Genomic DNA, 25,758 nt, shown 5'->3' on the forward strand with positions numbered 1-25,758 from the left:
TTTTTCGGGCGCTTTTGCCATCCGTTTTCGCACGGCTGGCAAAAGTGCCCTTACGTCGTTTATGGCAGGGACGCCTGCTTAGACACTGCACTTACTGAACCGCTTTCAGTAATTTAACTTCATTCGAGGTAGCCTATATGTTAAACACACTCTACTCCGGAAACCGCTTACGTGTTGACTTCGCTAAAACCCCGCAACAGATCGATGTTCCGAACCTCCTTCAACTGCAGCTGAGCTCTTACGAAAACTTCCTGATGATGGATCAGAAGGACCGTGCCGAGAGCGGCCTGGAACGTGTCTTCCAGTCTGTTTTCCCGATCCATGATGCCCAGAACCGCATTACTCTTGAGTACATGGGTTCCGAGATCGGTACGCCGAAATACACCGTACGCGAATGTATGGAGCGTGGTCTGACCTACTCCGTATCCCTGCGCATGAAGACCCGCCTGGTCCTCTGGGAACGCGACGAGAACACCAAAGAGAAAAAAGGTGTCAGCGAGATCAAAGAGCAGTCGATCTTTATCCGTGACATCCCGCTGATGACGGACCGTACCTCTTTCGTCATCAACGGTGTCGAGCGCGTTGTCGTCAACCAGCTCCACCGCTCCCCGGGTGTTATCTTCAAGGAAGAGGAAGCCACCACGGCCGGCAACAAGCTGATCTATACCGGTCAGATCATCCCGGACCGCGGTTCATGGCTCTATTTCGAGTATGACCCGAAAGACATCCTTTATATGCGCATCAACAAGCGCCGTAAAGTGCCGGTCACGATCATGTTCCGTGCCCTGGGGTACAGCAAGCAGGATATCCTGAAGCTCTTCTACCCGCTCCAGACGATCGAGATCGTGGACAACGCGTTCCTGATGCCGTTCGAGCCGGAACAGTTCGACGGACGCCTCGAGTTTGACCTCCGCGACGAAGCGGGCGAAGTTATCGTCGCGGCGGGCAAACGCCTCTCGGCGAAAAAAGCGCAGAAGATGATCGAAAGCGGCATTACCCGCGTGCAGTATCCGCTCGATGTGCTCTGCGAGCGTCACCTGGCCGAGCCGATCATCAACCCTGAAACGGGCGAGGTCCTTTTCGATACGATGACCTCCATCGACGAGATGAAGCTCAAGAAGATCGCGGAAGCGGGCATCGGCTCTTTCATTATCGCGAACGACCTGGCTTCCGGCGTCGACAGCTCCATCATCAACGCGTTCCTGGCGGACGCGGATTCGCTGAAGCTTCTGAAGCAGACCGAAGAGCTCGAAGACGAGAATGACCTCGCGGCCATCCGTATCTACAAAGTGATGCGCCCGGGCGAACCGGTGACGAAAGAGGCGGCGAAAGCCTTCGTCAACCAGCTCTTCTTCGACCCGGAACGTTACGACCTGACCCGCGTCGGCCGTATGAAGATGAACCACAAACTCGGCCAGGAGATCCCGGAGTACGTCACCGTACTTACCAACGAGGATATCATCAACACGGTCAAGTACGTCATCAAGGTCAAGAACGGCAAGGGCCACATCGATGACCGTGACCACCTCGGTAACCGTCGTATCCGCTCCATCGGTGAGCTCCTCGGTAACGAGCTGCACAACGGTCTGATCAAGATGCAGAAGGCGATCAAGGACAAGCTCTCCACCATGAGCGGTCCGATGGCCGAACTGATGCCGCACGACCTGATCAACTCCAAGATGATCACCTCGACGATCATGGAGTTCTTCTCCGGCGGTCAGCTGAGCCAGTTCATGGACCAGACGAACCCGCTCTCCGAAGTGACGCATAAACGCCGCCTCTCCGCACTGGGTGAGGGCGGTCTCGTCAAAGAGCGCGCGGGCTTCGAAGTCCGTGACGTCCACCCGACGCACTACGGCCGTATCTGTCCGATCGAGACCCCGGAGGGTCAGAATATCGGTCTGATCAACACCCTGGCAACCTACGCGAAGGTCAACGAGCACGGCTTTATCGAAGCGCCGTACAACGTTGTCAAAGACGGAGTTGTGCAGTACGGTGACGAGAACGTCGTCTACCTGACGGCAACGCAGGAAGAGGGGATGACCATTGCCGCGGCATCGAACAAAGTCGATGCCGAGGGCAAGTTCGCCGAAGAGCTCATCGAACTGCGCAAAGACGGTGAGATCATTCTCGGGTCCCCTGCCGATGCGGATTACATGGACCTGTCGTCGCACATGGTCGTCGGTGTCGCCGCGTCGCTGATTCCGTTCCTTGAACACGATGACGCGAACCGCGCCCTCATGGGATCGAACATGCAGCGCCAGGCGGTGCCGCTCCTCAAACCTTCTGCACCGATGGTCGGTACGGGGGTTGAGAAGCTCGTTGCCCGCGATGCGTGGGAGAGTGTCAAAGCCAAGCGTGCGGGTGTCGTCGAGAAGATCGATGCGCGCCACATCTACGTCATCAGCAAGGATGACGAGGGTGCGGTCATCGACTATTATCCGCTCCAGAAGAACCTGCGCACCAACCAGAACACGACCTTCGGCCAGAAGCCGATCGTTAAAGTTGGTGAGAAGGTCAAAGCGGGCCAGGTGATCGCCGACGGCCCGAACATGGACCAGGGCGAACTCGCCCTCGGCCAGAATGCGCTCGTCGCCTTCATGCCGTGGAACGGTTACAACTTCGAGGATGCGATTGTCATCTCCGAGAAACTGATCCGCGAAGATGCGTACACTTCCGTTCACATCTACGAGAAAGAGGCGGAAGCACGCGAACTGAAGCACGGTGTCGAAGAGATCACCCGTGACATCCCGAACGTCCGCGACGAAGACCTCGCGCACCTGGATGACAGCGGTATCGTCAAGATCGGTACCTATGTCAACGGCGGGATGATCCTCGTCGGTAAGGTCTCTCCGAAGGGTGAAGTGAAGCCGACACCGGAAGAGCGCCTCCTGCGGGCTATCTTCGGTGAAAAAGCGGGCCATGTCGTCAACAAGTCACTCTACTGTCCGCCGAGCATGGAAGGGGTCGTTGTCGACGTCAAGGTCTTCACGAAGAAGGGCTATGACAAAGATCCGCGTACCCTCGAGATGGAGAAGGCGGAGCGCGACGAGCTCGAGCGCGAGCACTACGACCGCCTCCTCATGATCGACAAAGAGGAGATGATGCGTGTCGTCTCCCTGCTGACCAAATCGCCGCTGGAAAGCGATGTGACGGCGAACGGCACGGCGTACAGCGCCGGCGACCTGATCAAGGCTGAAGACCTTGAGAACGTCAACCGCTTCGCGATGAACAACATTGTCAAGGCGTACAGCGAAGAGGTTCAGGCGAAGTACAACAAGACGAAGAACCACTTCCAGAAAGAGAAGAAGAAGTTCCGCGACGAGCACGAAGAGAAGCTGACGATCCTTGAGAAAGACGACATTCTCCCCAACGGCGTCGTCAAGTACGTCAAGGTCTACATCGCGACGAAGCGCAAGCTGAAAGTCGGGGACAAGATGGCCGGTCGTCACGGGAACAAGGGTATCGTCTCCACGATCGTCCCGGAAGTCGACATGCCGTACATGGCCAACGGCCGCTCCGTCGACGTCTGTCTGAACCCGCTGGGGGTTCCGTCGCGTATGAACATCGGTCAGATCCTCGAGATGCACCTGGGGATGGCCGGGCGTGAGCTCGGCTACCAGCTCCAGGAGCAGTTCGAGCAGGAGCAGGCAAACCTGATCGCTGCCCTGCGCGGTAAACTCTCCGAGATCGCCAGCGCGGCACGCCTGATGAAACTCGAAGATGCCGTCGCCAAGATGAGCGACGACGAAGTCCTGAAATTCGGCCGTGACTGGGCGAAGGGCGGGGTCCGCTTCGCGACACCTATTTTTGAAGGGGTCAACGCCGAAGAGTTCGAGAACCTCTTTGCGATGGCGAAGATGGACAGCGACGGCAAGACCGTCCTGTTCGACGGTAAGACCGGTGAGCAGCTCAAAGAGCGCGTCAACGTCGGTTACATGTACGTCATCAAGCTGCACCACCTGGTTGACGAGAAGGTCCACGCCCGTTCGACGGGGCCGTACTCCCTCGTTACCCAGCAGCCGGTCGGCGGTAAGGCTCTCTTCGGTGGTCAGCGCTTCGGGGAGATGGAAGTATGGGCACTCGAGGCCTACGGTGCTTCCGCGGTCCTCAAAGAGATGCTGACGATCAAGTCCGATGACGTCGACGGCCGTGTCGCGGCGTACAAAGCATTGACAAAAGGTGAAAGCGTGCCGGAATCCGGTATTCCGGAAACGCTGTTCGTACTGACAAAAGAGCTGCAATCCCTTGCGCTTGATGTAGAGATTTTTGACGAGGTGGAAGACGATGAGCAAATTAGTGCCGATTGAAGTAACGGAAGAGAATCGCCCGAAGGACATTAAACAGCTGCAGTTCCGCCTGGCGAGCCCGGAGAAGATCCTCTCCTGGAGCCACGGCGAAGTCAAAAAGCCGGAGACGATCAACTACCGTACCCTGAAACCGGAGCGCGACGGCCTCTTCTGTGCCAAGATCTTCGGACCGGTCCGCGATTACGAGTGTCTGTGCGGCAAGTACAAGAAGATGCGCTACAAGGGTGTCGTCTGTGAGAAGTGTGGCGTTGAAGTCACAACGTCAAAAGTCCGCCGTACCCGCATGGGTCACATCGACCTGGTCACGCCGGTAGCGCACATCTGGTACGTCAGCTCCCTGCCGAGCCGTATCGGTACGCTTCTGGGTGTCAAGATGAAAGACCTCGAACGCGTACTCTATTACGAGGCGTATATCGTCAAAAGCGGCGGTGAAGCGTTCTACGATGCCGAGCAGAGTGCCCCGGTTCTCAAGTACGACGTCCTCAACGAAGAGCAGTACCGTACCCTTAACCAGCGCTACAGCGAGAGCGGTTTCGTCGCCCAGATGGGCGGCGAGGTGATCCGCGACCTGCTCGATGACATCGACCTGGTCGAGCTCTTCTCCGTCCTCAAAGAGGAGATGGAGGGGACCCGTTCCGAAGCGAAGCGCAAGACGATCGTCAAACGCCTGAAGGTCATCGAATCCTTCCTGAACTCCGGGAACAACCCGGCGTGGATGATGCTTTCGGTTCTGCCGGTCCTGCCGCCGGACCTGCGTCCGCTGGTCAGCCTGGACGGGGGCAAGTTCGCCGTCTCCGACGTCAACGACCTGTACCGCCGTGTTATCAACCGTAACCAGCGCCTCAAGCGCCTGATCGAGCTCGAAGCACCGGAGATTATCGTCCGCAACGAGAAGCGTATGCTTCAGGAATCCGTTGACGCGCTGTTCGACAACGGCCGCCGCGCCAATGCCGTCAAGGGGGCGAACAAGCGTCCGCTGAAATCGCTCTCCGAGGTTATCAAAGGTAAACAGGGTCGTTTCCGTCAGAACCTTCTCGGTAAGCGTGTCGACTTCTCCGGCCGTTCCGTTATCGTCGTCGGTCCGGACCTCAAGATGGACCAGTGCGGTCTGCCGAAGAAGATGGCTCTCGAGCTCTTCAAGCCGCACCTGATCGCGAAGCTTGAGGACAAAGGCTACGCGACGACCGTCAAAGCGGCCAAGAAGATGATCGAAGACCAGACGAACGAAGTCTGGGAGTGTTTGAGTGAGATCGTCGAAGGTTACCCGATCATGCTCAACCGTGCGCCGACGCTGCACAAACTGTCTATCCAGGCCTTCCACCCGCGCCTGATCGACGGTAAGGCGATCCAGCTGCACCCGCTCGTCTGTGCGGCCTTCAACGCCGACTTCGACGGTGACCAGATGGCGGTCCACGTCCCGCTCTCCGCCGAGGCGATTGCGGAAGCGAAAGTTCTGATGCTTTCATCCATGAACATTCTGCTCCCGGCGTCCGGTAAAGCGATCGCGACCCCGTCGCAGGATATGGTCCTCGGGATCTACTACATCTCCCTGGAGAAGAACGGCGTCGTCGGCTCGAACAAACTGTTTGCCAACGTCGACGAGATCCGTATCGCCCTGGAACAGGGTGCGCTTGATCTGCACGCCCGTATCCGTACCCGTGTCGACGGCCGCATGATCACGACGACGGTCGGCCGCCTCCTGATCAAGGAGATCCTGCCGGACTTCGTCCCGGTCGATCTGTGGAACCGCGTCATGAAGAAAAAGGCGATCAACGCCCTGGTTGACTACGTGCAGAAGCACGGCGGTATCGCCGTCACAGCCGGTTTCCTTGACCGTCTGAAAAACCTCGGTTTCAAACACGCGACCGAAGCGGGTGTCTCCATCTCCGTCGACGACGTTATCGTCCCGGAAGAGAAGCCGGAACTGATCGCTTCATCCAAGGCGAAGGTCAAAGAGATCCAGAAGCAGTACGAAGCGGGTCTTCTGACCGAGCAGGAGCGCTATAACAAGATCATCGACGTCTGGACTGACGTCAACAACACCCTTGCGGGCGACATGATGCATCTTATCGAGAACGACAAAGACGGCTTCAACTCCATCTACATGATGGCTGACTCCGGTGCGCGGGGTTCTGCGGCACAGATCCGTCAGCTCGCCGGTATGCGGGGTCTGATGGCGAAGCCGGACGGCTCGATCATCGAAACGCCGATTATCTCGAACTTTAAAGAGGGTCTGAACGTCCTTGAATACTTTATTTCGACCCACGGTGCCCGTAAGGGTCTGGCGGATACCGCGCTGAAAACCGCGAATGCCGGTTACCTGACGCGTAAGCTCGTCGACGTGGCGCAGAACGTCAAGATTATCGAAGAGGACTGTGGTTCCCACGAAGGGATCGAGATCACGGATATCTCCATCGGTAACGAGATGATCGAACCGCTCGAAGACCGTATCTACGGCCGTGTCCTCGCCGAAGACGCGATCGATCCGATCACCAACGAGATCCTCTACCCCGAGGGTGAGCTGATCGACGAGATCAAGGCAAGCAAGATCGTCGAAGCGGGCATCAAGTCGGTGCATATCCGTACGCCGGCGACCTGTAAGTCCGAGGGCGGCGTCTGTGCGCTCTGTTACGGTAAAAACCTCGGAACGGGCGAACTGGTCCGCAAAGGAGAAGCCGTCGGTATCATCGCGGCACAGTCGATCGGTGAACCGGGTACCCAGCTGACCCTGCGTACCTTCCACGTCGGTGGTACGGCGTCCAGTACCCGTGAAGAGCGTCAGGTCACGGCGACGAAGAAAGGTTTCATCCGTTACTACAACCTGAAAACCTATAAGAACCAGGAAGGCAAGAACATCGTTGCCAACCGCCGTAACGCGGGTGTGCTCCTGGTCGAGCCGAAGATCAAGGCGCCGTTCGACGGTACGATCGACATTCAGTCGATCCACGACGAAGTCCTGATCAGTGTCAGCAACGGGGAACAGACCCAGCGCTATACCCTGCGTAAGACCGAGGTTGCCCGCCCGAACGAACTGGCCGGTGTCAGCGGTAAGATCGAAGGGAAGTTCTACTTCCCGTACGAGAGCGGCGCGACGGTCGCGGCGCACGAGTCGATCGTCGAGACGATCCGCGACGGCTGGAACGTTCCGAACCGCATTCCGTATGCGTCCGAGCTGCTCGTCGACGACGGTGCACCGGTGACGCAGCGTGTCGAGGCGGGGGCCAAAGGACAGGTCAAGTTCTTCCTCCTCAAAGGGGATTACCTTGAGCGCTACGATGCGATCAGCAAAGGGTACGAAGTCACCGAGAAGGGGCTCTTCGCCGTGGTCGTCGACGCCGACGACCGTGAAGCGAACCGCCACTACATCGCCCGCGGCTCCATCGTCGACATCGACGATGATGCGTCAGCGGATGCGGCGACGGTTATTGCTCATGCCGCGACGACGGAATCGCTCGTCATCGCCGAGTGGGACCCGTACTCCAATCCGATCATCTCCGAAGCGGCCGGTACGGTCAAGTTCGAAGATGTCATTCCGGGCGTCACGGCCTCCGAACAGTTCGACGAACTGACGGGCAAAACGCGTCTGATGATCAACGAATACATCGCGCCGGAGTACAAGCCTGCCATCGTACTCGCTACGGAAGCCGGCGAGCTTATCCGTTATTCGCTCGAGCCGAAAACGGCGGTCTTCGCCCAGGACGGTGCGGACGTCAACGTTGCCGACATCCTGGCGAAGACGCCGAAAGCGCTCCAGAAGTCACGGGACATTACCGGGGGTCTTCCGCGGGTTTCCGAGCTCTTCGAAGCGCGTAAACCGAAAGATGTCGCCCTCATTGCCGAGGTCGACGGTGTGGTCAGCTTCGGTAAGCCGCTGCGCGGCAAGGAGCGTATCATCATCACCGGTGAAAACGGCATCATCAAAGAGTACTTTGTTGACAAGAACCAGAATGCCCTGGTCCACCCGGGCGAATTCGTTCACGCCGGCGAACGTCTCTCCGACGGGATGGTCTCGAGCCACGAGATCCTGCGTATCCTCGGTGTCAAGGCGCTCTACAACTACCTGGTCAGCGAAGTCCAGCAGGTCTACCGCCGCCAGGGGGTTAACATTGCGGATAAACACATCGAGGTCATCTTTACCCAGATGATTCGCCAGGTGAAGATCGTCAAGTCCGGCGATACGAAGTTCATCCAGGGCGACCTGGTCTCGAAGAACCGCTTCAAGGAAGAGAACGAGAAGATCCTGCGCCTGGGCGGCGAGCCGGCGATTGCCGAGCCGTTCCTGGTCGGTATCACCCGTGCCTCCGTCAGCGCGGACTCGATCATCTCCGCGGCCTCCTTCCAGGATACGACGAAGGTCCTCACCGAAGCGGCGGTCTCTGCGAAGATCGACGATCTGACCGATATGAAAGAGAACGTCATTATCGGCCGTACGATCCCGGCCGGTACCGGTATGTACAAAGAGTACTCCGTCGATTTCGACGCGTAACTTCTTCCCCCCGCGGGGGCGTTTCCCGCAGCCACTCCCTTCTATCTCTTAAGATAAGCTAAAATTCAACTTAACTTTAGTATTATTTCGCGTTCAATACTCTCTCGTGAGAAGTATCTACTGGAACGCTATTGCGCAATGCTATGTTTTCAAAGTGGTAGAAAGAGCACCAAGGGTGCGAGAGCCTGCTGCTGAAGCAAACACAGCATTAGCGTAGGAAGCCGGATTTTATCCGGGTTCCGTATTTTTCAAATTATGAAAGGATTCAAATGCCTACAATCAACCAGTTGATTCGTAAAGAGCGCAAGGCTGTGACAAAGAAGTCAAAGTCTCCTGCACTCGTAAACTGCCCGCAGCGCCGTGGCGTCTGTACGCGCGTTTACACGACAACACCGAAGAAACCGAACTCGGCGCTTCGTAAAGTCGCAAAAGTCCGCCTGACATCAGGGTTCGAGGTGATCTCTTACATCGGTGGTGAAGGTCACAACCTGCAAGAGCACTCTATCGTTCTCGTTCGCGGCGGCCGTGTCAAAGACCTTCCGGGTGTTAAGTATCACATCGTTCGCGGTGCGCTCGATACTGCCGGTGTTGCCAACCGTACGGTTGCACGTTCTAAATACGGTACGAAACGTCCGAAAAAATAAGAACGTCCAGTTCAGTCAAGCATTGAGTATCGGGGGATTGCCCTGAGAAGATGTGAATACAAAGCGAAAGCTTTGAGTAAATTTTGAAAAAAATTGAAGCAGATAAGGAAATACAATGCGTAGAAGAAGAGCGCCCGTCCGTGAGATTATGCCTGACCCGGTTCACGGCAGCAAAGTCCTGACGAAGTTCATCAACAAAATCATGCTCGACGGTAAGAAGAGCACCGCTGAGAAGATCATGTACAGCGCCCTGGATATCATCAGTGCCCGCGGTGAAAAACCGGGTATCGAAGTATTCAACGAAGCGATCGACAACATCAAGCCGGTCCTGGAAGTCAAAAGCCGCCGCGTCGGTGGGGCAACCTATCAGGTTCCAGTAGAAGTACGCCCTGTCCGCCAACTCTCCCTGGCGATCCGCTGGCTTGTCGATGCTGCCCGTAAACGCAACGAGCGTACGATGGCAGAACGTCTGGCAAATGAACTGATGGATGCAGCAACCGACAAAGGTTCTGCGTTCAAGAAGAAAGAAGATACCTACAAAATGGCAGAAGCGAACAAAGCGTTCGCACACTACCGCTGGTAATCGTCATGCAACCCTTCCGTGCTACTATCGCGTCTCGCTTTAGGGGCACGGTCCCCTCTAACTACTATATCTAAGGCTTATTACAATGGCAAGATCTCATAAACTCGAAGATGTAAGAAATATCGGTATCGCCGCGCACATCGATGCGGGTAAAACGACGACGACCGAGCGTATCCTCTTCTATACCGGTGTTGAGCACAAGATCGGTGAGGTACACGACGGTGCGGCAACCATGGACTGGATGGAGCAGGAGCAGGAGCGCGGTATTACGATTACGTCTGCTGCGACGACCTGTACCTGGGACGGCAAACAGATCAACATCATCGACACCCCGGGCCACGTCGACTTCACCATCGAAGTTGAACGTTCCATGCGTGTTCTCGACGGTGCTGTCTCCGTCTTCTGTGCCGTCGGTGGTGTTCAGCCGCAGTCCGAGACTGTATGGCGTCAGCGTAACCGCTACGGTGTACCGTCTATCGTATTCGTTAACAAGATGGACCGTATCGGTGCGGACTTCTACGAAGTCGAAAACCAGATCCGCGACCGTCTCAAAGGTAACCCGGTTCCCATTCAGCTGCCGATCGGTGCGGAAGACAACTTCGAAGGTATCGTCGACCTCGTCAAGATGAAAGAGATCGTCTGGGACGCTGACGCTGCAATGGGTTCTGCTTACCACGAGCAGGATATCCGTCCTGAACTCCAGGACAAAGCAGACGAGTACCGCGAAAAGATGATCGAAGAGATCTCTTCTGTCGACGGTAACGAAGAGCTGATGGAGAAATTCCTCGAGGGTGAAGAGATCTCCAACGACGAGATCATCGCGGCGATCAAACGCGCGACGATCGCAATGCACATCGTTCCGATGACAGCGGGTACGGCGTTCAAGAACAAGGGTGTTCAGACCCTGCTTGACGCGGTTGTCGCTTACCTGCCGGCACCGACTGAAGTCGCGGCGATCAAAGGTACGATGATGGACGACGAAGAGAAAGAGGTCGCTGTCGAGTCTACGGACAACGGTCCGTTCGCGGCCCTCGCGTTCAAAATCATGACCGACCCGTTCGTCGGTCAGCTGACCTTCATCCGTGTCTACCGCGGTATCCTGGAAAGCGGTTCTTACGCGATCAATACGACCAAAGACAAGAAAGAGCGTGTCGGCCGTATCATGAAGATGCACGCGATCAAGCGCGAAGAGGTCAAAGAGATCTACGCGGGCGAGATCGGTGCGGTTGTCGGTCTGAAAGATACGACGACGGGTGACACCCTGGCGTCCGAGAAAGACAAGGTCGTTCTCGAGCGTATGGACTTCCCGGAGCCGGTTATCTCCGTTGCGGTTGAGCCGAAAACGAAAGCCGACCAGGAAAAAATGGGTATCGCACTGGGTAAACTGGCAGCGGAAGACCCCTCTTTCCGTGTCCACACCGACGAAGAGTCCGGCCAGACGATCATCTCCGGTATGGGTGAACTTCACCTGGAGATTCTTGTCGACCGTATGAAGCGCGAGTTCAAAGTCGAAGCCGAAGTCGGTGCACCGCAGGTTGCCTACCGCGAATCGATCAAGAACGAAGTCGAGCAGGAGTACAAGTACGCCAAGCAGTCAGGCGGTCGCGGTCAGTTCGGTCACGTCTACCTGCGTATCAAGCCGGGCGAGCCGGGTTCAGGTTACGTCTTCCACAACGAGATCAAAGGTGGTGTCATTCCGAAAGAATTCATCCCTGCGGTCCAGAAGGGTTGTGAAGAAGCGATGCAGAACGGTATCCTCGCGGGCTACCCGATCGAAGACGTCGAAGTCGCCGTTTACGACGGTTCCTACCACGACGTCGACTCCTCTGAAATGGCGTTTAAACTCGCCGCTTCCATGGGCTTCAAAGAGGGTGCACGCAAGGCAAACCCTGCGATCCTCGAGCCGATGATGAAAGTCGAAGTCGAAGTACCGGAAGAGTACATGGGTGACGTTATCGGCGATATGAACCGCCGCCGCGGTCAGGTGAACAACATGGGCGACCGTGGTGGTAACAAGATCGTTGACGCCTTCGTACCGCTCTCCGAGATGTTCGGTTACTCTACGGACCTGCGTTCTTCTACACAGGGCCGTGCGACCTACTCTATGGAGTTCGACCACTACGAAGAAGTTCCGCGCAACGTCGCAGAAGAGATCATCAAGAAGCGCAACGGCTAAGCCGCTGCCTTCATGGGGCCTACGGCTCCTGTTTTAACCACTCCCTCTCAACATTCAGATCCCCAAACAGCAATACATCTTTTAACACCGCGTTTTTAACATAATAGGCTTCGTCCGTTTCTATCTCCATCTCGCCGCGTGCACTGCGGAAAATATCCTGATCGAGCTGAACGCTGTAGCGGAAGGGTTCCGGGGTGCTGGCGACATGGACTTCGCCGCTGTCCGCCCCTGCAGCACGCTGTACAATCGTTTGGCCCGGTACGAGGGTCTCGAGCTGTTTGCGTGCATTGAAATAGAGGGTGAGGAGGTCGTTGTCGGCACGGTAGGGCAGACGGAAAAAGTAGCGCCGCTCGGCAGGGCGGGTTTTTGTCTCGTAGCGCATCGTATCCGCGTTGAAGCGTCGGAGGGTGACGCGCATCTTTTCATGCTGGTAGCGGGTAATGCCGTTGCGGCCGAAGCGGTAGAGCTGTTCACGGCGGTAGTCGTCCATCGTACGCAGGACCCGGTAGCGTTCGGGGATGAGCCGGCCGTCATCGCCGATGCGGCCTTCGCTCAGAAAAGATTCACGGTGGTGGTGCGCCAGCAGCGCGGCCACCCCTTCGAGGGTCGCATTGGCTTCGATGCGGTAGCGGTCCCGGTCCGTTTCCAGTTTCAAGGTGGCAGTCCCCACCCGACCGATCACCCAGAAGGAGATGGCATAGCGTGCCTGGAGCGTTGCGGCGTTCAGGCTCAGTGCGGCAGCAGCGGTGAGGAGGAGAAGCAGATGCATCGCAGTACCTAGCATGGGAGGTCGGTCCAGATGTCGCTCTCCTCGTCGGCGGGGCGTCCCTGCAGCTGCAGCAGCGGGGTATAGCCGCGTTTGTACATCAGGCTCTGGCACCCTTCGACATAATACCCCAGGTAGATCCAGGGCAGGCCGCGCTCCTGGGCCAGCTGGATCTGCCGGAGCAGGGAGTATTTGCCGAGGGAGCGGTCGGCATAATGGGGGTCATAGTAGAAGTAGATCGAAGAGATGCCGCTGGGCAGAATATCGATCAGGTCGACGCCGATGAGGCGTTCCCGGTCGAAGTAGAGCACCTCGTAGCCGAAGTCGTTGTAGCCGTGGACAAAGGAGCTGTAGTAGTTGCGCGGCGTGACGGGCTGCTCCTCCCAGCCGCGGCGGTGGTGCATGTAGTGGTGGTAGGCGGTGAAGAGCTCAAGATGCTTCCGGCTCATCCCGGGGCGGCGGATCATCGTGGTGAGGTCTTCGTTCTTGCGCAGGACCCGTTTTTCCGAGCGGCTGAAGCGGTAGGCCCCGACATCGATTTTGACGCTTTCACAGGCGTTGCAGTCGCTGCAGATGGGGCGGAAGAACATTTCGCCGAAGCGCCGCCATCCCCGGCGGATCAGGTGATCGCAGTAGCCAGGGGAGCAGTGGGAGATGATCTTGTAGTGGGTGGTCTGCCCCTGACCGGGGAGGTAGGCGCACTTCTCTTCGAGGGCACACTCTTTGAGCAGCCGGTTTGCGCCCCGGGTTTTCATCTCTTCTGCTCGATCAGCTTCGTGGTGGTGTGCTCCAGGGTCTCGATGAGGCGGTTCTCCTGTTCGGGGGAGAGTTTGCCGGAGGTGATGGAGTCGAGCATCTTCTCGGCCATCTTCATCTTCATCTCCTGCTCCTGGACCCGGAGCTTGTAGAGGAGCTCATCCTCGTGGATCTTGAGGCGCTCCTTGCGGTTCTTGCCGGTGTAGTAGAAGAGGAACCAGAAGAGCAGCAGCAGGGCCGCCCCGATGAGCCAGTAGAGGTAGGTCGTCGCTTCATGCTCTTTTTCGATGGCGATCTTTTTGGTCTGGGCCTCCTCCATCGCCACCTCTTTGGTGATGCCGGCCTTGGCGACGTCGGTTTCGGAAATGAGCTTCTGGACTTCGATATCGCGGGCTTTGTTGATCAGGGCGATCTCTTTGTCGGCATCGGCTTTGATCTTGGCCGTTTCGATCTTTTCGGAGCGTTCGCGCACCTGCTGCGGGGTCGCATAGGGGCCCTTGGGGTTCTGCCCCATCAGGTAGGGCTGCTGGCGGTTGCTGCTGCTTTCACCGCAGCCCGACAGGAGGAGCAACATCGCTAACGCTGCGAGGATCAGCCCGCGCATCCTAGCCCCTGCTCTGCGCGATCAGCACCCCTTCGAGCATCTTGTCGATGTCGCCGTCGAGGATACCCGTGACGTTGGAGTAGGCTTCATTGGAGCGGGTGTCTTTGACCTGCTGGTAGGGCTGCATGACATAGGAGCGGATCTGGTGCCCCCAGCCGATCTCGCTCTTCTCGACCCCCGCCTCCTCGGCACGTTTGAGTTCGAGTTCATACTCGTAGAGGCGGGATTTGAGCATCTTCATCGCCGTCGCCTTGTTCTTGTGCTGGCTCCGGTCGTTCTGGCACTGCACGACGATGTTCGTCGGGATGTGCGTAATTCGGATGGCGGATTCGGTCTTGTTGACGTGCTGGCCGCCCGCACCCGAGGCGCGGTAGGTATCAATACGGATATCCTTGTCCTCGATGACGATGTCGATGTCATCCTCGATCTCCGGGGAGACCATCACCGAGGTAAAGGAGGTGTGGCGTTTGGCATTGGAGTCGAAGGGGCTGATGCGCACGAGGCGGTGGATGCCGTTCTCGACCTTGAGATAGCCGTAGGCGTTCTCACCCTTGATGATAATGGAGGCGTCTTTGATGCCCGCCTCTTCACCGCTCTGGTAGTCGAGGGTCTCGACGCTGAAGCCGCGGCGCTCCGCCCAGCGGGTGTACATCCGCAGCAAAATGGAAGCCCAGTCCTGGGACTCGGTGCCGCCGGCGCCCGGGTGGATGGAGACGATGGCGTTGTTGCCGTCGTTGGCACCGCTGAGCAGTACTTCTATTTCCATGGTGCGGACGTTCTCTTCCAGATCGGCCGCCTCGTCGAAGAGGGTCTGGATCGTCTCCTCGTCTCCCTCCTCCTTGGCCATCTCGTAGAGATCGGCGGCGTCGTCGAGGGCCCCGGCCGCCGTTTCGTACTTCGCGAGTTTGCGCTCGAGCTGGGTCTTCTCTTTCTGCACGACGGCGGCATTGGCGGCGTCGTTCCAGAAATCCTGGGAGTTTTCCAGCTCCGCGATCTCCCCAAGGCGGGTATTGATGGCATCGGGCTGGACGACGCCCGTAATGTTCTGCATCTTCGTTTTAAGGGTTTTGAGCAGTTCGCCGTATTCGTAATGGTCCAAAAATTTCTCCGTAATAATGCTGTGAGTATAATGTCGATTATATTCAATCGAGGCTTAAAACATGGAGATTATCAAGAGCCCCAATGCCCTGAAAGCCGCGCTTAAAGCGGTGCAGGGGAGTGTCGGCTTCGTTCCGACGATGGGGGCACTTCATATGGGGCACAAGACCCTGATCGAAGCGGCGCGCAACGCCAACGATATCGTCGTCGTATCCATCTTCGTCAACCCGACGCAGTTCCTTGCAGGGGAGGACCTGGAGAGCTACCCGCGCCGCAAAGAGGCCGATGAGAAGATCTGCAGCCTGGCCGGGGTGGATTTCCTCTTCTACCCCGATGTTTCGGACATGTACGGTGAGGACGAGGTGAGCCTGATCGCCCCGGACGTGCGCGGCTATATCCTGGAAGGCACCTCCCGCCCGGGCCATTTCAGCGGGGTGCTGACGGTGGTGAACAAACTGCTCAATATCGTCGCACCCGACCGCGCCTATTTCGGGAAGAAGGACGCCCAGCAGCTGATGCTGATCCAGACCATGGTCAAGAACCTTTTCATGGACGTCGAGATCGTACCGTGCAACACGGTGCGCGACAGTGATGGGCTGGCGCTCAGTTCGCGCAACGCCTACCTCTCCGCCGACGAGCGGGGAGAAGCGCTGAAAATCTCCCGTGCGCTCACGAAGGCGTCGCACCTGGTCGGCAAAGGGGTACTGGAAAGTGACCGCCTCTACGCGGAAATGCTGGCCGTTCTGGAGCCGCTGGAGGTCGAACACGTCGCCATTGTTGACCGGGCGTTTATGCCGATCGATACGGTGGAGGTCGGCAACACGATTATCCTTGTGGAGGCGGTTGTCGGGACGACGCGGCTTTTGGATAACGTCTGGATTTGAGTTAGGTTGTTCGTTCCCTTTCTTCTTTACGACTCGGCATTTAGTGCCTCGCATGTATTGCGCTTTAGCGCTGATGCTCGCACAAAGAAGAAACCGAACCCGAAAGAAGAAAGGGCAACAAGCTGCGCCCTGGAAGAAATGCTCTCGGAGTGCGCTTTCGGGACATTCCATGCGTCACAGGTCCACTTGACACGCTAATTTTCGTTTCTGCCTTGAGAGAAGAAGCGGAAGCTGACACACTGACTGCTCACTGCTTTTGTTTAGTGCTTGGGGCTGACCGCCACTTCTTCCGCTGCCGTCACCGGGTCCGGCACGAGGTACCCCTCCCGTACCATCATATCGATCACTTTTTTATTGACCGCGACGGCAGTCAGCGACGCGAAGTGGTACTTTTTCGGCCGGATGACGGTGACACCGATCGTGTAGCGGTGCCCCTGGGTATCGTTGGCGAAGCCGAGGAAGGAGGTGTTGTACTGGTTGACGTAGCGCCCCCGCTCGGCGATGTGGGCGGTGCCCGTCTTGCCGCCGATCTCGAGCCCGGGGGTAATGGTACCGACCCCGGTCCCCTCGCGGACGGTTTTGATCAGGATCTTCTTCATCCGCTCTGCCGTGGAAGGGGTGAGGACCTGGACCGGGTCGTCCTGCTCCAGGGCGATCGTTTCGCCCGTAGCGGGGTCGATGAGCTGTTTGACGGTGGTCGGCACGACCGCTTTGCCGCCGTTGTTAAAGACGTTGTAGGCCTTGATGAGCTGCATCAGGTTAACGCGCAGGCCGTAGCCGTAGGAGGTGGTGGCCTTGTAGATCTCGGCGTTGAGCTGCCGTACGCTGGGGAGCACCCCGCGTTTTTCATAGGGGAACTCCATCCCCGTCGGCAGCGTCAGGCCGAAGTTCCGCAGCCCCTCGACGAACTCGTCGCCTTCGAGCTTCTGAGCCAGCTGGGCGATGCCGATGTTCGAGGAGTGGACGATCACGTTCTCCGCGCTGATCCAGTGGAACTTGTGTTCGTCGGTGATCACCTTGCGGCCCATCTTGAAGCGCCCCCCGTGGCCGTTGACGATGTCAAAGGGGTTAACCTTTCCGTGTTCGAGCAGAATGGAGAAGACGAGGGGTTTGAGGACGGAACCGGGTTCGAAACTGTACTCAAGGGCCCCCGTATTGAGGGCGCTGTAGTCGCTCTTTTTGATCTGCGTCGGCAGGAAACGGTTGGAGCTGGCCAGGGAGAGGACCTTTCCGTCGCCGCTTTGCATGATGACGACCATGATCTCTTCGGCGTTGAGATAGGCCTTCATGGCGTCTGCGATGCGCTCGACCCTGATCTGCAGGGTGACGGGAATGGTGAGCTGGAGGTCATAGCCGTCCAGGGGCGGGGTAAAGAGGCTCTCCTTGGTGAGGCGCTTGTAGTTGTTGGCATCGCGGGGGGCGTAGGTGTAGCCGTTGCGGCGCGCCTGCAGGGAGTCGTCGAACTGCTTCTCCAGCCCCTTGATGCCGCGGTTGCGGGTATAGCCGTCCTCTTCGAACTTGCGGGGGTAGCCGATCAGGGGGGTGAGCAGATCACCGTAGGGGTAGACGCGGGCCTCCCCGCTTTCGACAACGTTGAGGCCGTGGAGGATCGTATCGCCCGAAGGGGTTTCGTACTCGACGAAGACCCCGAGCCTGCGCAGCTCAAAGGCGAGGCTTTTGAGGTATTGTGCCCGCTTGGGGGAGATGTCGTAGCTGAGCACCACGTTGCCGCGGCGTTTGCCGAGTTTCTGGCGGATTTTCTTGACGGGGATACCGCTGTAGACGGAAAAAAGCTGCACGAAGAGCTCTTTTTTGTCGGGATCGATGTTGCGGGTGTTGACGGTCGCTTTGTAGAGCTTGCGGGTTGTGGCGATATGGAAACCGTCGGCGCTGACAAGGCTGCCGCGCATCGCTTTGGTCGTGCCGGAGGTGTAGAGGCGGGGGGTGTGGCGCTCGCCCAAAGCCTTGCCCGCCATCACGAGGGCAAAGACGGCAAACGCGAAGGAGATCATCAAAAAGAGAATGACGATTTTTTTCTTTTTGTTCAGTTCAACGTTGGCCATCGTGCTGCTTCCGCCCTGCATGTTTCAGTAGTCGGACTATAGCGTTTTGTGCTTGAAAGGGGGGTTAGTGTATAGTGTGCGCATGATAATCCGCGCCCTGATGCTGCTGACGCTCTTTTTTTCGGAAATACTCTTGGCCGAGGTGCTGGCCGAAGGGCGGGTTTACACGGGACCGCAGAAGCTCAGTACCCCGAAATTGGGGGCATCGCTGATGCTGCCGGCACAGTGGCAGGCGCAGCTTGCCGGCGAGCGCGGCCCGCTTGTGCTGCAGTCGCCGGACGGCAGCGGGCGGATCCTCGTCGAATCCAATACAAGCGTCCTGGGCGATCCCCGGCAGATGCTCCCGCAGCGCATGCGGTATTACGGGCTGGAACTCTTTTCCCCGTCGCAGATTGCCGCGCTGAGACCCTCACTGCTGTACCGCCTCTACCGGGTCGAGGGGCCTGAAGCCTTCACGCGGGCCCAGATCCATGTGGTACTGGGGGCCCAGGGGCGGGCGGTCATCCTCTACGGCTTTTTTACGCCGGAGGGGTATGAAGGGATGCGCCAGACGATGATCGCCCTTGGCAACAGTATTGGCTTTACGCCGCTGAGGGCCCTGCCGGCACATACGGAGGGGCTCTACCAGCGCATCACCGGGGGGCACTTTGTTTTCTATCAGCGCAGCGGTGCTTTCACCGAAAAGCGTGAAGTGTGGCTCTGCCGTCATGGTGCCGCGCTGCTGAAGGGGGCGTATACCGTGGCGAACGAAACGTCGCGTCGTACCCTGATGCGCCGGGGGGAGTGGCACTTGGAGGGGGAGCAGCTGCGGCTGACCCTCGGCGACGGCAGTACCGAGCGGTACCGTGTGCGCCTGGAGCACAATACGCTCTATTTCGACGGTGCCCAGACCTTCCGGCTCCCCAACCACACCTGCGACTAGGCGGACTGCCCACGCTCCGGAGTGTACGGGCGTGGCGGTAAGCACGGAGGATGTAGAGGTGCCCATAAGCCTTCGGCGGTTAAAATACATCCCAAAAAAGCCGGAGTGTGCATGCCCGATAGAACCCTGTTCGTCACCGCTTCGACGCTGATCGCGATCAGCGTCGTGATGATCTACTCCCTCTCGGAATACACGGTGGTTCTGTTCGACTACACCCCCATGCACTTCGCCCTGCGCCAGATGGCGTTCGGGCTCTTCTCCATTCTTCTGATGTGGGCCATCGCCCAGCTTGACCCGGACGTCTGGCTCGGCCGGCTCGGGTTTCTGCTCTTCCTGGGGGCGCTCGTGCTGATGATGGGGATGCCCTTCATGCCTTCGTCGCTGGTGACGGAAGTCGGCGGGGCAAAACGGTGGATCCGGTTCGCCGGGGTCTCCCTGGCCCCCGTCGAGCTCTTCAAAATAGGCTTCGTCTACTTCCTTGCCTGGAGTTTCTCGCGCAAGATCCGCCACCACAGCGAGCTCGGGATCAAAGGGGAGTTCCGGCAGTTCATCCCCTATGCCGCCTTCTTTATCCTCGTGATGGTCCTGATCGCGGTGATGCAGAAGGACCTGGGGCAGGTGATGGTCCTGGCGATGTCGCTGCTTTTTATGCTGATGCTCGCGGGCAGCAGTTTCCGCTTTTTCCTCGTGCTGATGGCCCTCGCGGTCGGTGCCTTCGTCGTCTTCATCTTTACCGCCCAGCACCGGGTCGCACGTATCATCTCCTGGTGGTCGCTGGCGCAGGACTCCATCCTCTCCTTGATGCCCGAGTTCATCGCCGCGCATCTGCGGGTGCAGTCCCACGACGAACCCTACCAGATCAGCCACTCCCTCAACGCGATCCACAACGGCGGGGTTGTCGGCACGGGTCTCGGGAACGGGACCTTCAAGCTGGGGTTCCTGAGCGAGGTGCATACGGACTTCATTTTGGCGGGGATCGCCGAGGAGTTCGGCTTTATCGGCGTTGCCGTTGTGACGGGGCTTTTTGTCTGGATGCTCAAGCGTATCTTTACGATCGCCAACCGTACCGGGAGTGCGCGATATTCGCTCTTCAGCGTCGGCGTAGGGCTGCTGCTGGCGTTTGCGTTCTTGCTTAATGCCTTCGGTATCAGCGGCATCACCCCTATCAAGGGGATCTCGGTACCCTTCCTCAGCTACGGCGGCTCGGCGATGATCGCCTCGGCTGTCGGGGTGGGAATGGTCCTGATGATCTCGAAAAAGGCACAGTATTGAAATTCGTATTGACAGGCGGCGGGACCGGCGGGCACCTTGCCATCGCCAAGGCCCTGCTGGACGCGATCACCGCGGCGGGCGACGAGGCGATCTTCATCGGTTCGACCACGGGACAGGACCGGATGTGGTTCGGGGAAGGCTCCGCGTTTGAGCAGACCTATTTTCTGGAGACGACGGGGGTCGTCAACCGACGCGGGATCGCGAAACTGGCGGCACTGTGGCGGGTGGCCCGGGCGGCACTGGCGGCACGGCGGGTCATGAAGCGCTACCGTCCCGACGCCGTCATCAGTGTGGGGGGCTTCTCGGCGGCCCCGGCCTCTTTTGCCGCCCTCTCCTTGAAGCTCCCCTTCTTTATCCATGAACAAAACGCCGTGACCGGTCGCCTCAACCGCATGCTGCGGCGCTACGCCCGCTATTTTTTCAGCTCCTACGATTCCGAGAGCCCCGTCAAGAGCTATCCCGTGAACCGTGCGCTTTTTAAGACGGCACGGGTACGCGACAGGGTAGAGACGGTGATCTTCCTGGGGGGCTCGCAGGGTGCGAAGGCGATCAACGATTTTGCCCTTGCCGTTGCCCCGGCACTGGCCCGGCGCGGGATCGCCATCATCCACCAGTGCGGCGAGCGCGACTATGAACGGGTCCAAGAGGCATACGCGGCCATGGGAATAGGGGCGGAGCTTTACGGGTTTACGAAGGAGCTCCCCTCCCTGCTTGCGCGCAGCGACCTCGCCGTCAGCCGGGCCGGGGCGAGTACGCTCTGGGAGCTGGCGGCGAACGGGCTGCCGGCGCTCTACGTTCCCTATCCCTATGCGGCGGGGGATCACCAGTATTACAACGCGAAGTACCTGGCCGAGCAGGGGCTCTCCCGGGTCGTCCGCGAGGAGGCGCTTCGCCCCGAACTGCTTGAACAGATGCTCGACGAGGGTGTTGAAGCGGCGAGCAGAGGACTGCGGGCGCTGGAGAGCGACGATGCGGCCGCAGCGATCATCGCTGCCGTCCGGGGGGCATGCTGATGCTGGCGGAACTGACGCAGTGGCTCGTCGAGACGGTCCTGGGGCTGGGGTATATCGGGATCTTCGCCCTGATGGCGGTGGAGAGCTCCTTTGTCCCCTTCCCGAGCGAGGTCGTGCTGGTGCCGGCGGGCTACCTGATCGCCCAGGGGGAGATGCACCCCCTCGTGGTCATGCTCATGGCACTGCTGGGGTCGCTCTCCGGGGCGCTCATCAACTACTACCTGGCGCTCGCCCTCGGCCTTCCCCTGCTGCGCCGCTACGGGCGTTACGTCTTTATCTCCGAAACTAGCCTGGAAAGGCTCGATGCCTTTTTCAGGGCGCACGGCCCTATTTCCACCTTTTCGGGACGCCTGCTGCCGGGAATAAGGCAGCTGATCTCCATCCCCGCCGGCCTGGCGCGAATGCCCCTGGCACCTTTTGTGGCATATACGGCGCTCGGGGCGGGGCTGTGGAGCCTGATCCTGGTGCTGGTAGGCTACCTGATCGGCGAGAACGAGGCGTTGCTGAAGAGCTACCTGCGCGAGATAACCCTGGCGGTTTTCGCCGGGGTGGTCCTGCTGGTCGTCTTCTATATCTACCGCCGGAGACGACGGTGCGAAACCCCCGATGAGGTTTGAGTAACTCTTTAGGAAAACTTATGTATCATGGAGGCGCCATTGCGGTGCCAGGAGACCCCATGAAAGAGATGATCGAGTCGATCAACCGGCAGTTTGATGCCCTCATTGCCAAAATCGACCCGCTGTCGGCCGAGATGCTGCGTGATCGTGACTATGCCGTGCAGCTCGCCGACTGCGTCACCCGTTCGTATGTGATGCTCAACGACGGCATGAACAGCGAGCATGAGGTCTGCTGCGCCTGCGCCCTTGAACGGGATTACCTGCGTGAGGCGATGGAACGCCTGGAGCTGATCGGACAGACGGGGGAGGTTGACACGGAGACGGAACGTTTCTATTTCGAGTTTGTCGCAAGCCTCTGGACCATCCGCCGCCATATCGCCGCCGCGCTTTCCCGCCTTTAGAGCTACCCTTAATCCCCGCTTCGCTATAATCGCGCATATTTTACGCGGTAATTTGCCGCATTAAAGTGATGAGAGTATGGATGTACGCGAAGCCTATCTGAAATTTTTTGAATCCAAGGGCCACACGCCGGTAGCGAGCGCACCGCTGGTGCCCGATGACGCCACGCTGCTGTTCAACAATGCGGGGATGGTCCCGTTCAAGACGATCTTTACCGGCGAGGTCCCGGTACCGGAGAACCCCCGCGCCACCTCGTGCCAGACCTGTGTCCGTGCCGGAGGGAAGCACAACGACCTGGAAAACGTCGGCCACACGGCCCGCCACCACACCTTCTTCGAGATGCTGGGCAACTTCAGTTTCGGGGATTACTTCAAAGAGGAGGCGATCGCCTACGCATGGGAGTTCGTGACCGAGGTACTCGCCCTGCCGGTCGAGAAGCTCTGGGTAACGGTGCACGAGAGCGACGACGAAGCCGAGGCGATCTGGAAGAAATACATTGCCGCGGACCGCATCATGCGCCTGGGGGACAAAGACAACTTCTGGCAGATGGGCGATACCGGCCCCTGCGGTCCCTCTTCCGAGATCTTCATCGACCAGGGTGCCGAGCACTTCAACGGTCCGGAGGATTACATGGGCGGAGATGGCGACCGATTCTTGGAGATCTGGAACCTCGTCTTCATGCAGTACGAGCGCAACGCGAAGGGCGAGCTCACTCCGCTGCCCAAGCCCTCTATTGACACGGGGATGGGGCTCGAGCGCGTCGTCGCCGTCAAGGAAGGGAAGCTCAGCAACTACGACTCTTCCCTCTTCATGCCGATCATCAACAAGGTCGTCGACCTGATCGGCAAGCCCTACGAATACGCTACCGGCGCGAGCTACCGCGTTATCGCCGACCATATCCGTACCGTCACCTTCCTGCTCTCGCAGGGGACGAACTTTTCCAACGAGGGGCGGGGTTATGTCCTGCGCCGCATCCTCCGCCGCGCGGTACGCCACGGCTACCTGCTGGGCTTTACCAAACCGTTCATGCACGAGATCGTCGATACCGTCGTGGAGCTGATGGGGCACCAGTACGCCTACCTGGCGGAGAAAGCGCCCATTGTCAAGGAGCAGATCATGCTCGAAGAGGAGCGCTTCTTCAAAACGATCGAAGACGGGATCGCCCTCTTCAGCGAAGAGCTTAAAAATACGAAAGATGTCTTCAGCGGCGAGACCGCTTTTAAACTCTACGACACCTTTGGTTTCCCCCTCGACCTGACCGAGGATATGCTGCGCGAGAAGGGGCTTGATCTCGATACGGCGACCTTCGAGCGCCTGATGACCGAGCAGCGCGAACGGGCCAAGGCGGCCTGGAAGGGGAGCGGTGATGCCCACGTTGAAGGGGACTTCAAAACGCTGCTGGAGCAGTTCGGCGAGAACAGCTTCGTCGGTTACGGTCGCATGAGAGGCGAGTCGAAGGTCCTGGCCCTGCTCAGCGAGGGCTTCGGCCGCGAAGAGAGCCTCCACGCCCGCCACGAAGGGTGGGTACTGCTGGATGAGACGCCTTTCTATGCCGAAAGCGGCGGACAGACGGGCGACACCGGTCTGCTCGAAGGGGTTGCCGAGGTCCTCGATACGAAGAAATTCTTCGGCCTCAACCTCTCCAGGATCCGCGCGACCGCGACGATCAACGTCGGGGATAGCGTCACGGCGGTCGTCGATGAAGCGCGCCGGGAGATCGAACGCCACCACTCGGCGACGCACCTGCTGCATGCGGCACTGTACGAAGAGCTGGGCGAGCACATCTCCCAGGCGGGCTCCCTGGTCGAGGCCGACCGCCTCCGTTTCGACTTCTCCCACCCCAAGGCCATGACGGCCGCCGAGATCGCCGCCGTCGAAGAGCGCGTGAACCTCGTCGTGCAGCGCGGCCTCTCCAACATGACCGAGGAGATGGACATCGAAGCGGCCAAGCAGAGCGGCGCGAAGGCACAGTTCGGCGAGAAGTACGGCGACCGTGTCCGCGTCGTCCGTTTCGGCGACGCCTCCATCGAGTTCTGCGGCGGGACCCATGTCGGCAGCACGAGCGAGATCGGGATGTTCGTCATCACCAAAGAGAGCGGTGTCAGTGCCGGTGTCAGAAGGATCGAAGCGGTCTGCTCCAAGGCGGCCTACGACTACTTCAAGCAGCAGCGCCACCTGATCGGTGAGGCGGAAGCCGCGGTCAAGAACCGTGACGTGCTTGCGGGGGTCGAACGCCTCAAAGAGCAGATCAACACGCTGAAAGTGGAGCTCCAGGACGCCCAGAACGCCGCGAAGGAGTCCCTGGACGCCGAGACGATCAACGGTGTGAGCGTCTTTGTCGAGGAGATCAAGAGCGGTGACGTCAAAGGGCGCATCGACGAGCTCAAAAATATGAACGAGAGCGTCGCGGCGATGCTCTTCCAGGTCAAAGGCGACAAGGTGATGATCGCCGCCGGTGTCAAGAACGCCGGTGCCAAAGCCGGCGACTGGATCAAAGCCATCGCACCGATTCTCGGCGGCGGCGGGGGCGGACGTCCGGACTTCGCCCAGGCCGGCGGCAAAGACGCCTCGAAACTGCCCGAAGCGCTTGAGGCGTCCAAAGCCTATATCACGGAGGCGCTGTCATGAAAGAGGCTATGGTCACCCTCTTTTGGGAATACAGCACCCTGATCGTCTTCCTGCACGTGCTCAGCGCCGTCGTCTGGGTCGGCGGGATGATCGCGATGCGCTTCGCCGCGCACCACTCCTTTATGGAGCTGGAGCCGCCGCTGCGCCTGGCACGTACCGCCCAGGCACTTAAACGCCTCTTCGCGATCGTGAGCCCCTTTGTGATCATCCTGATCATCACGGCCGTCCTGATGGCCGTCGGCTGGGGTTTCCGCGCCGCGTCGGTGGACGCGAACGGCAACGTCATTGACGAAGCGGCGTTCGCGACCTATCAGCTTGTGCATGTCAAAGAGGCGATCTGGCTCATTATGGCCCTCAACCTCGGCGCCATGATCCTGCGACGCAACAAGGCGCAGAAAAAGATCGACGCCGGCGATTTCGCCGCGGCCAAGGGACTGCTGGGATTGATCGGAAAATACATGGTCCCGCTCAATATCATCCTCGGCATCATCGCCATCTACCTCGGAGTCACGCTGCGCTACTCGCACGCGTAAGGTC

18 protein-coding genes are annotated in these 25,758 nt (G+C 58.8%); 13 read left to right on the forward strand and 5 right to left on the reverse strand.

Annotated elements, in window-relative coordinates; all coding sequences use genetic code 11:
* Positions 1-137: 137 nt before the first annotated feature.
* The 5 genes from rpoB to fusA all read left to right on the forward strand — a co-directional run bounded on the left by rpoB (position 138) and on the right by fusA (position 12,199).
* On the forward strand, positions 138-4,310 hold the full coding sequence (gene rpoB / locus ACXWTF_RS02245) for a DNA-directed RNA polymerase subunit beta (protein ID WP_461713400.1): 4,173 nt from the start codon (positions 138-140) through the stop codon (positions 4,308-4,310).
* On the forward strand, positions 4,288-8,796 hold the full coding sequence (gene rpoC, locus ACXWTF_RS02250) for a DNA-directed RNA polymerase subunit beta' (protein WP_461713401.1): 4,509 nt from the start codon (positions 4,288-4,290) through the stop codon (positions 8,794-8,796). The genes rpoB and rpoC overlap by 23 nt, the downstream gene beginning before the upstream one ends.
* A 269-nt stretch (positions 8,797-9,065) precedes the next feature.
* The gene (gene rpsL, locus ACXWTF_RS02255; protein WP_461713402.1) at positions 9,066-9,440 is read left to right on the forward strand and encodes a 30S ribosomal protein S12; all 375 of its coding nucleotides are present in this window, start codon (positions 9,066-9,068) and stop codon (positions 9,438-9,440) included.
* Between the two features lie 115 nt (positions 9,441-9,555).
* Positions 9,556-10,023: a 30S ribosomal protein S7 gene (gene rpsG, locus ACXWTF_RS02260; RefSeq protein ID WP_345985922.1), complete on the forward strand. Its 468-nt coding sequence runs from the start codon at positions 9,556-9,558 to the stop codon at positions 10,021-10,023.
* Positions 10,024-10,108: 85 nt separating this feature from the next.
* Positions 10,109-12,199 (forward strand): elongation factor G, encoded by a 2,091-nt coding sequence (gene fusA, locus ACXWTF_RS02265; protein ID WP_461713403.1) that lies wholly within the window; start codon positions 10,109-10,111, stop codon positions 12,197-12,199.
* 19 nt (positions 12,200-12,218) lie between these two features.
* On the opposite strand, the gene ACXWTF_RS02270 is transcribed toward fusA, so the two are convergent.
* Genes ACXWTF_RS02270 through prfB form a run of 4 tightly spaced genes read right to left on the reverse strand, consistent with a single transcriptional unit; the run spans position 12,219 to position 15,424 of the window.
* Entirely contained in the window at positions 12,219-12,968 is a 750-nt protein-coding gene (locus tag ACXWTF_RS02270; protein ID WP_461713404.1) for a DUF3108 domain-containing protein, read from the reverse strand.
* An 8-nt stretch (positions 12,969-12,976) separates the two neighbouring features.
* The gene (locus tag ACXWTF_RS02275; protein ID WP_461713405.1) at positions 12,977-13,720 is read right to left on the reverse strand and encodes an arginyltransferase; all 744 of its coding nucleotides are present in this window, start codon (positions 13,718-13,720) and stop codon (positions 12,977-12,979) included.
* Positions 13,717-14,325, reverse strand: coding sequence for a hypothetical protein (locus ACXWTF_RS02280; protein ID WP_461713406.1), 609 nt, complete (start codon positions 14,323-14,325; stop codon positions 13,717-13,719). Before ACXWTF_RS02280 ends, ACXWTF_RS02275 begins: the two co-directional genes overlap by 4 nt.
* Before the next feature lies 1 nt (position 14,326).
* Complete coding sequence (gene prfB / locus ACXWTF_RS02285) at positions 14,327-15,424, reverse strand: peptide chain release factor 2 (RefSeq protein ID WP_461713407.1); 1,098 nt, start codon at positions 15,422-15,424, stop codon at positions 14,327-14,329.
* A 61-nt stretch (positions 15,425-15,485) separates the two neighbouring features.
* Between prfB and panC the strand changes: the two genes are divergently transcribed.
* Complete coding sequence (gene panC / locus ACXWTF_RS02290; protein WP_461713408.1) at positions 15,486-16,307, forward strand: pantoate--beta-alanine ligase; 822 nt, start codon at positions 15,486-15,488, stop codon at positions 16,305-16,307.
* A 260-nt stretch (positions 16,308-16,567) separates the two neighbouring features.
* Here the strand turns inward: panC and ACXWTF_RS02295 are convergent, their stop codons facing one another.
* The gene (locus ACXWTF_RS02295; RefSeq protein ID WP_461713409.1) at positions 16,568-18,391 is read right to left on the reverse strand and encodes a peptidoglycan D,D-transpeptidase FtsI family protein; all 1,824 of its coding nucleotides are present in this window, start codon (positions 18,389-18,391) and stop codon (positions 16,568-16,570) included.
* A 61-nt stretch (positions 18,392-18,452) separates the two neighbouring features.
* On the opposite strand from ACXWTF_RS02295, the gene ACXWTF_RS02300 reads away from it, so the two are divergent.
* From ACXWTF_RS02300 to ACXWTF_RS02330, 7 genes are all read left to right on the forward strand, one after another.
* A complete protein-coding gene (locus tag ACXWTF_RS02300; RefSeq protein ID WP_461713410.1) occupies positions 18,453-19,292 on the forward strand; it encodes a hypothetical protein in 840 nt (279 codons plus the stop codon).
* 111 nt (positions 19,293-19,403) lie between these two features.
* Positions 19,404-20,564, forward strand: a complete 1,161-nt coding sequence (locus ACXWTF_RS02305; RefSeq protein ID WP_461713411.1) for an FtsW/RodA/SpoVE family cell cycle protein — start codon at positions 19,404-19,406, stop codon at positions 20,562-20,564.
* Complete coding sequence (murG, locus tag ACXWTF_RS02310; RefSeq protein ID WP_461713412.1) at positions 20,561-21,577, forward strand: undecaprenyldiphospho-muramoylpentapeptide beta-N-acetylglucosaminyltransferase; 1,017 nt, start codon at positions 20,561-20,563, stop codon at positions 21,575-21,577. The genes ACXWTF_RS02305 and murG overlap by 4 nt, the downstream gene beginning before the upstream one ends.
* Positions 21,577-22,194: a DedA family protein gene (locus ACXWTF_RS02315; RefSeq protein ID WP_461713413.1), complete on the forward strand. Its 618-nt coding sequence runs from the start codon at positions 21,577-21,579 to the stop codon at positions 22,192-22,194. Before murG ends, ACXWTF_RS02315 begins: the two co-directional genes overlap by 1 nt.
* A 59-nt stretch (positions 22,195-22,253) precedes the next feature.
* A complete protein-coding gene (locus ACXWTF_RS02320) occupies positions 22,254-22,595 on the forward strand; it encodes a hypothetical protein (protein WP_461713414.1) in 342 nt (113 codons plus the stop codon).
* 76 nt (positions 22,596-22,671) lie between these two features.
* Positions 22,672-25,221 (forward strand): alanine--tRNA ligase, encoded by a 2,550-nt coding sequence (gene alaS, locus ACXWTF_RS02325; protein WP_461713415.1) that lies wholly within the window; start codon positions 22,672-22,674, stop codon positions 25,219-25,221.
* Positions 25,218-25,754 (forward strand): hypothetical protein, encoded by a 537-nt coding sequence (locus ACXWTF_RS02330; RefSeq protein ID WP_461713416.1) that lies wholly within the window; start codon positions 25,218-25,220, stop codon positions 25,752-25,754. Before alaS ends, ACXWTF_RS02330 begins: the two co-directional genes overlap by 4 nt.
* Positions 25,755-25,758: the final 4 nt, after the last annotated feature.

The organism is Thiomicrolovo sp. ZZH C-3, assembly GCF_054862725.1.

Excerpts from the sequence above, each read along its gene's own strand:
- ACXWTF_RS02300 (WP_461713410.1), top strand. The coding sequence starts at position 18,453 with ATGATAATCCGCGCCCTGATGCTGCTGACGCTCTTTTTTTCGGAAATA.
- rpoC (WP_461713401.1), top strand. The coding sequence starts at position 4,288 with ATGAGCAAATTAGTGCCGATTGAAGTAACGGAAGAGAATCGCCCGAAG.
- rpsL (WP_461713402.1), top strand. The coding sequence starts at position 9,066 with ATGCCTACAATCAACCAGTTGATTCGTAAAGAGCGCAAGGCTGTGACA.
- ACXWTF_RS02295 (WP_461713409.1), bottom strand. The coding sequence starts at position 18,391 with ATGCAGGGCGGAAGCAGCACGATGGCCAACGTTGAACTGAACAAAAAG.
- ACXWTF_RS02280 (WP_461713406.1), bottom strand. The coding sequence starts at position 14,325 with ATGCGCGGGCTGATCCTCGCAGCGTTAGCGATGTTGCTCCTCCTGTCG.
- alaS (WP_461713415.1), top strand. The coding sequence starts at position 22,672 with ATGGATGTACGCGAAGCCTATCTGAAATTTTTTGAATCCAAGGGCCAC.
- fusA (WP_461713403.1), top strand. The coding sequence starts at position 10,109 with ATGGCAAGATCTCATAAACTCGAAGATGTAAGAAATATCGGTATCGCC.
- ACXWTF_RS02270 (WP_461713404.1), bottom strand. The coding sequence starts at position 12,968 with ATGCATCTGCTTCTCCTCCTCACCGCTGCTGCCGCACTGAGCCTGAAC.
- ACXWTF_RS02305 (WP_461713411.1), top strand. The coding sequence starts at position 19,404 with ATGCCCGATAGAACCCTGTTCGTCACCGCTTCGACGCTGATCGCGATC.
- ACXWTF_RS02330 (WP_461713416.1), top strand. The coding sequence starts at position 25,218 with ATGAAAGAGGCTATGGTCACCCTCTTTTGGGAATACAGCACCCTGATC.
- rpoB (WP_461713400.1), top strand. The coding sequence starts at position 138 with ATGTTAAACACACTCTACTCCGGAAACCGCTTACGTGTTGACTTCGCT.
- ACXWTF_RS02315 (WP_461713413.1), top strand. The coding sequence starts at position 21,577 with ATGCTGGCGGAACTGACGCAGTGGCTCGTCGAGACGGTCCTGGGGCTG.
- ACXWTF_RS02275 (WP_461713405.1), bottom strand. The coding sequence starts at position 13,720 with ATGAAAACCCGGGGCGCAAACCGGCTGCTCAAAGAGTGTGCCCTCGAA.
- panC (WP_461713408.1), top strand. The coding sequence starts at position 15,486 with ATGGAGATTATCAAGAGCCCCAATGCCCTGAAAGCCGCGCTTAAAGCG.
- ACXWTF_RS02320 (WP_461713414.1), top strand. The coding sequence starts at position 22,254 with ATGAAAGAGATGATCGAGTCGATCAACCGGCAGTTTGATGCCCTCATT.
- rpsG (WP_345985922.1), top strand. The coding sequence starts at position 9,556 with ATGCGTAGAAGAAGAGCGCCCGTCCGTGAGATTATGCCTGACCCGGTT.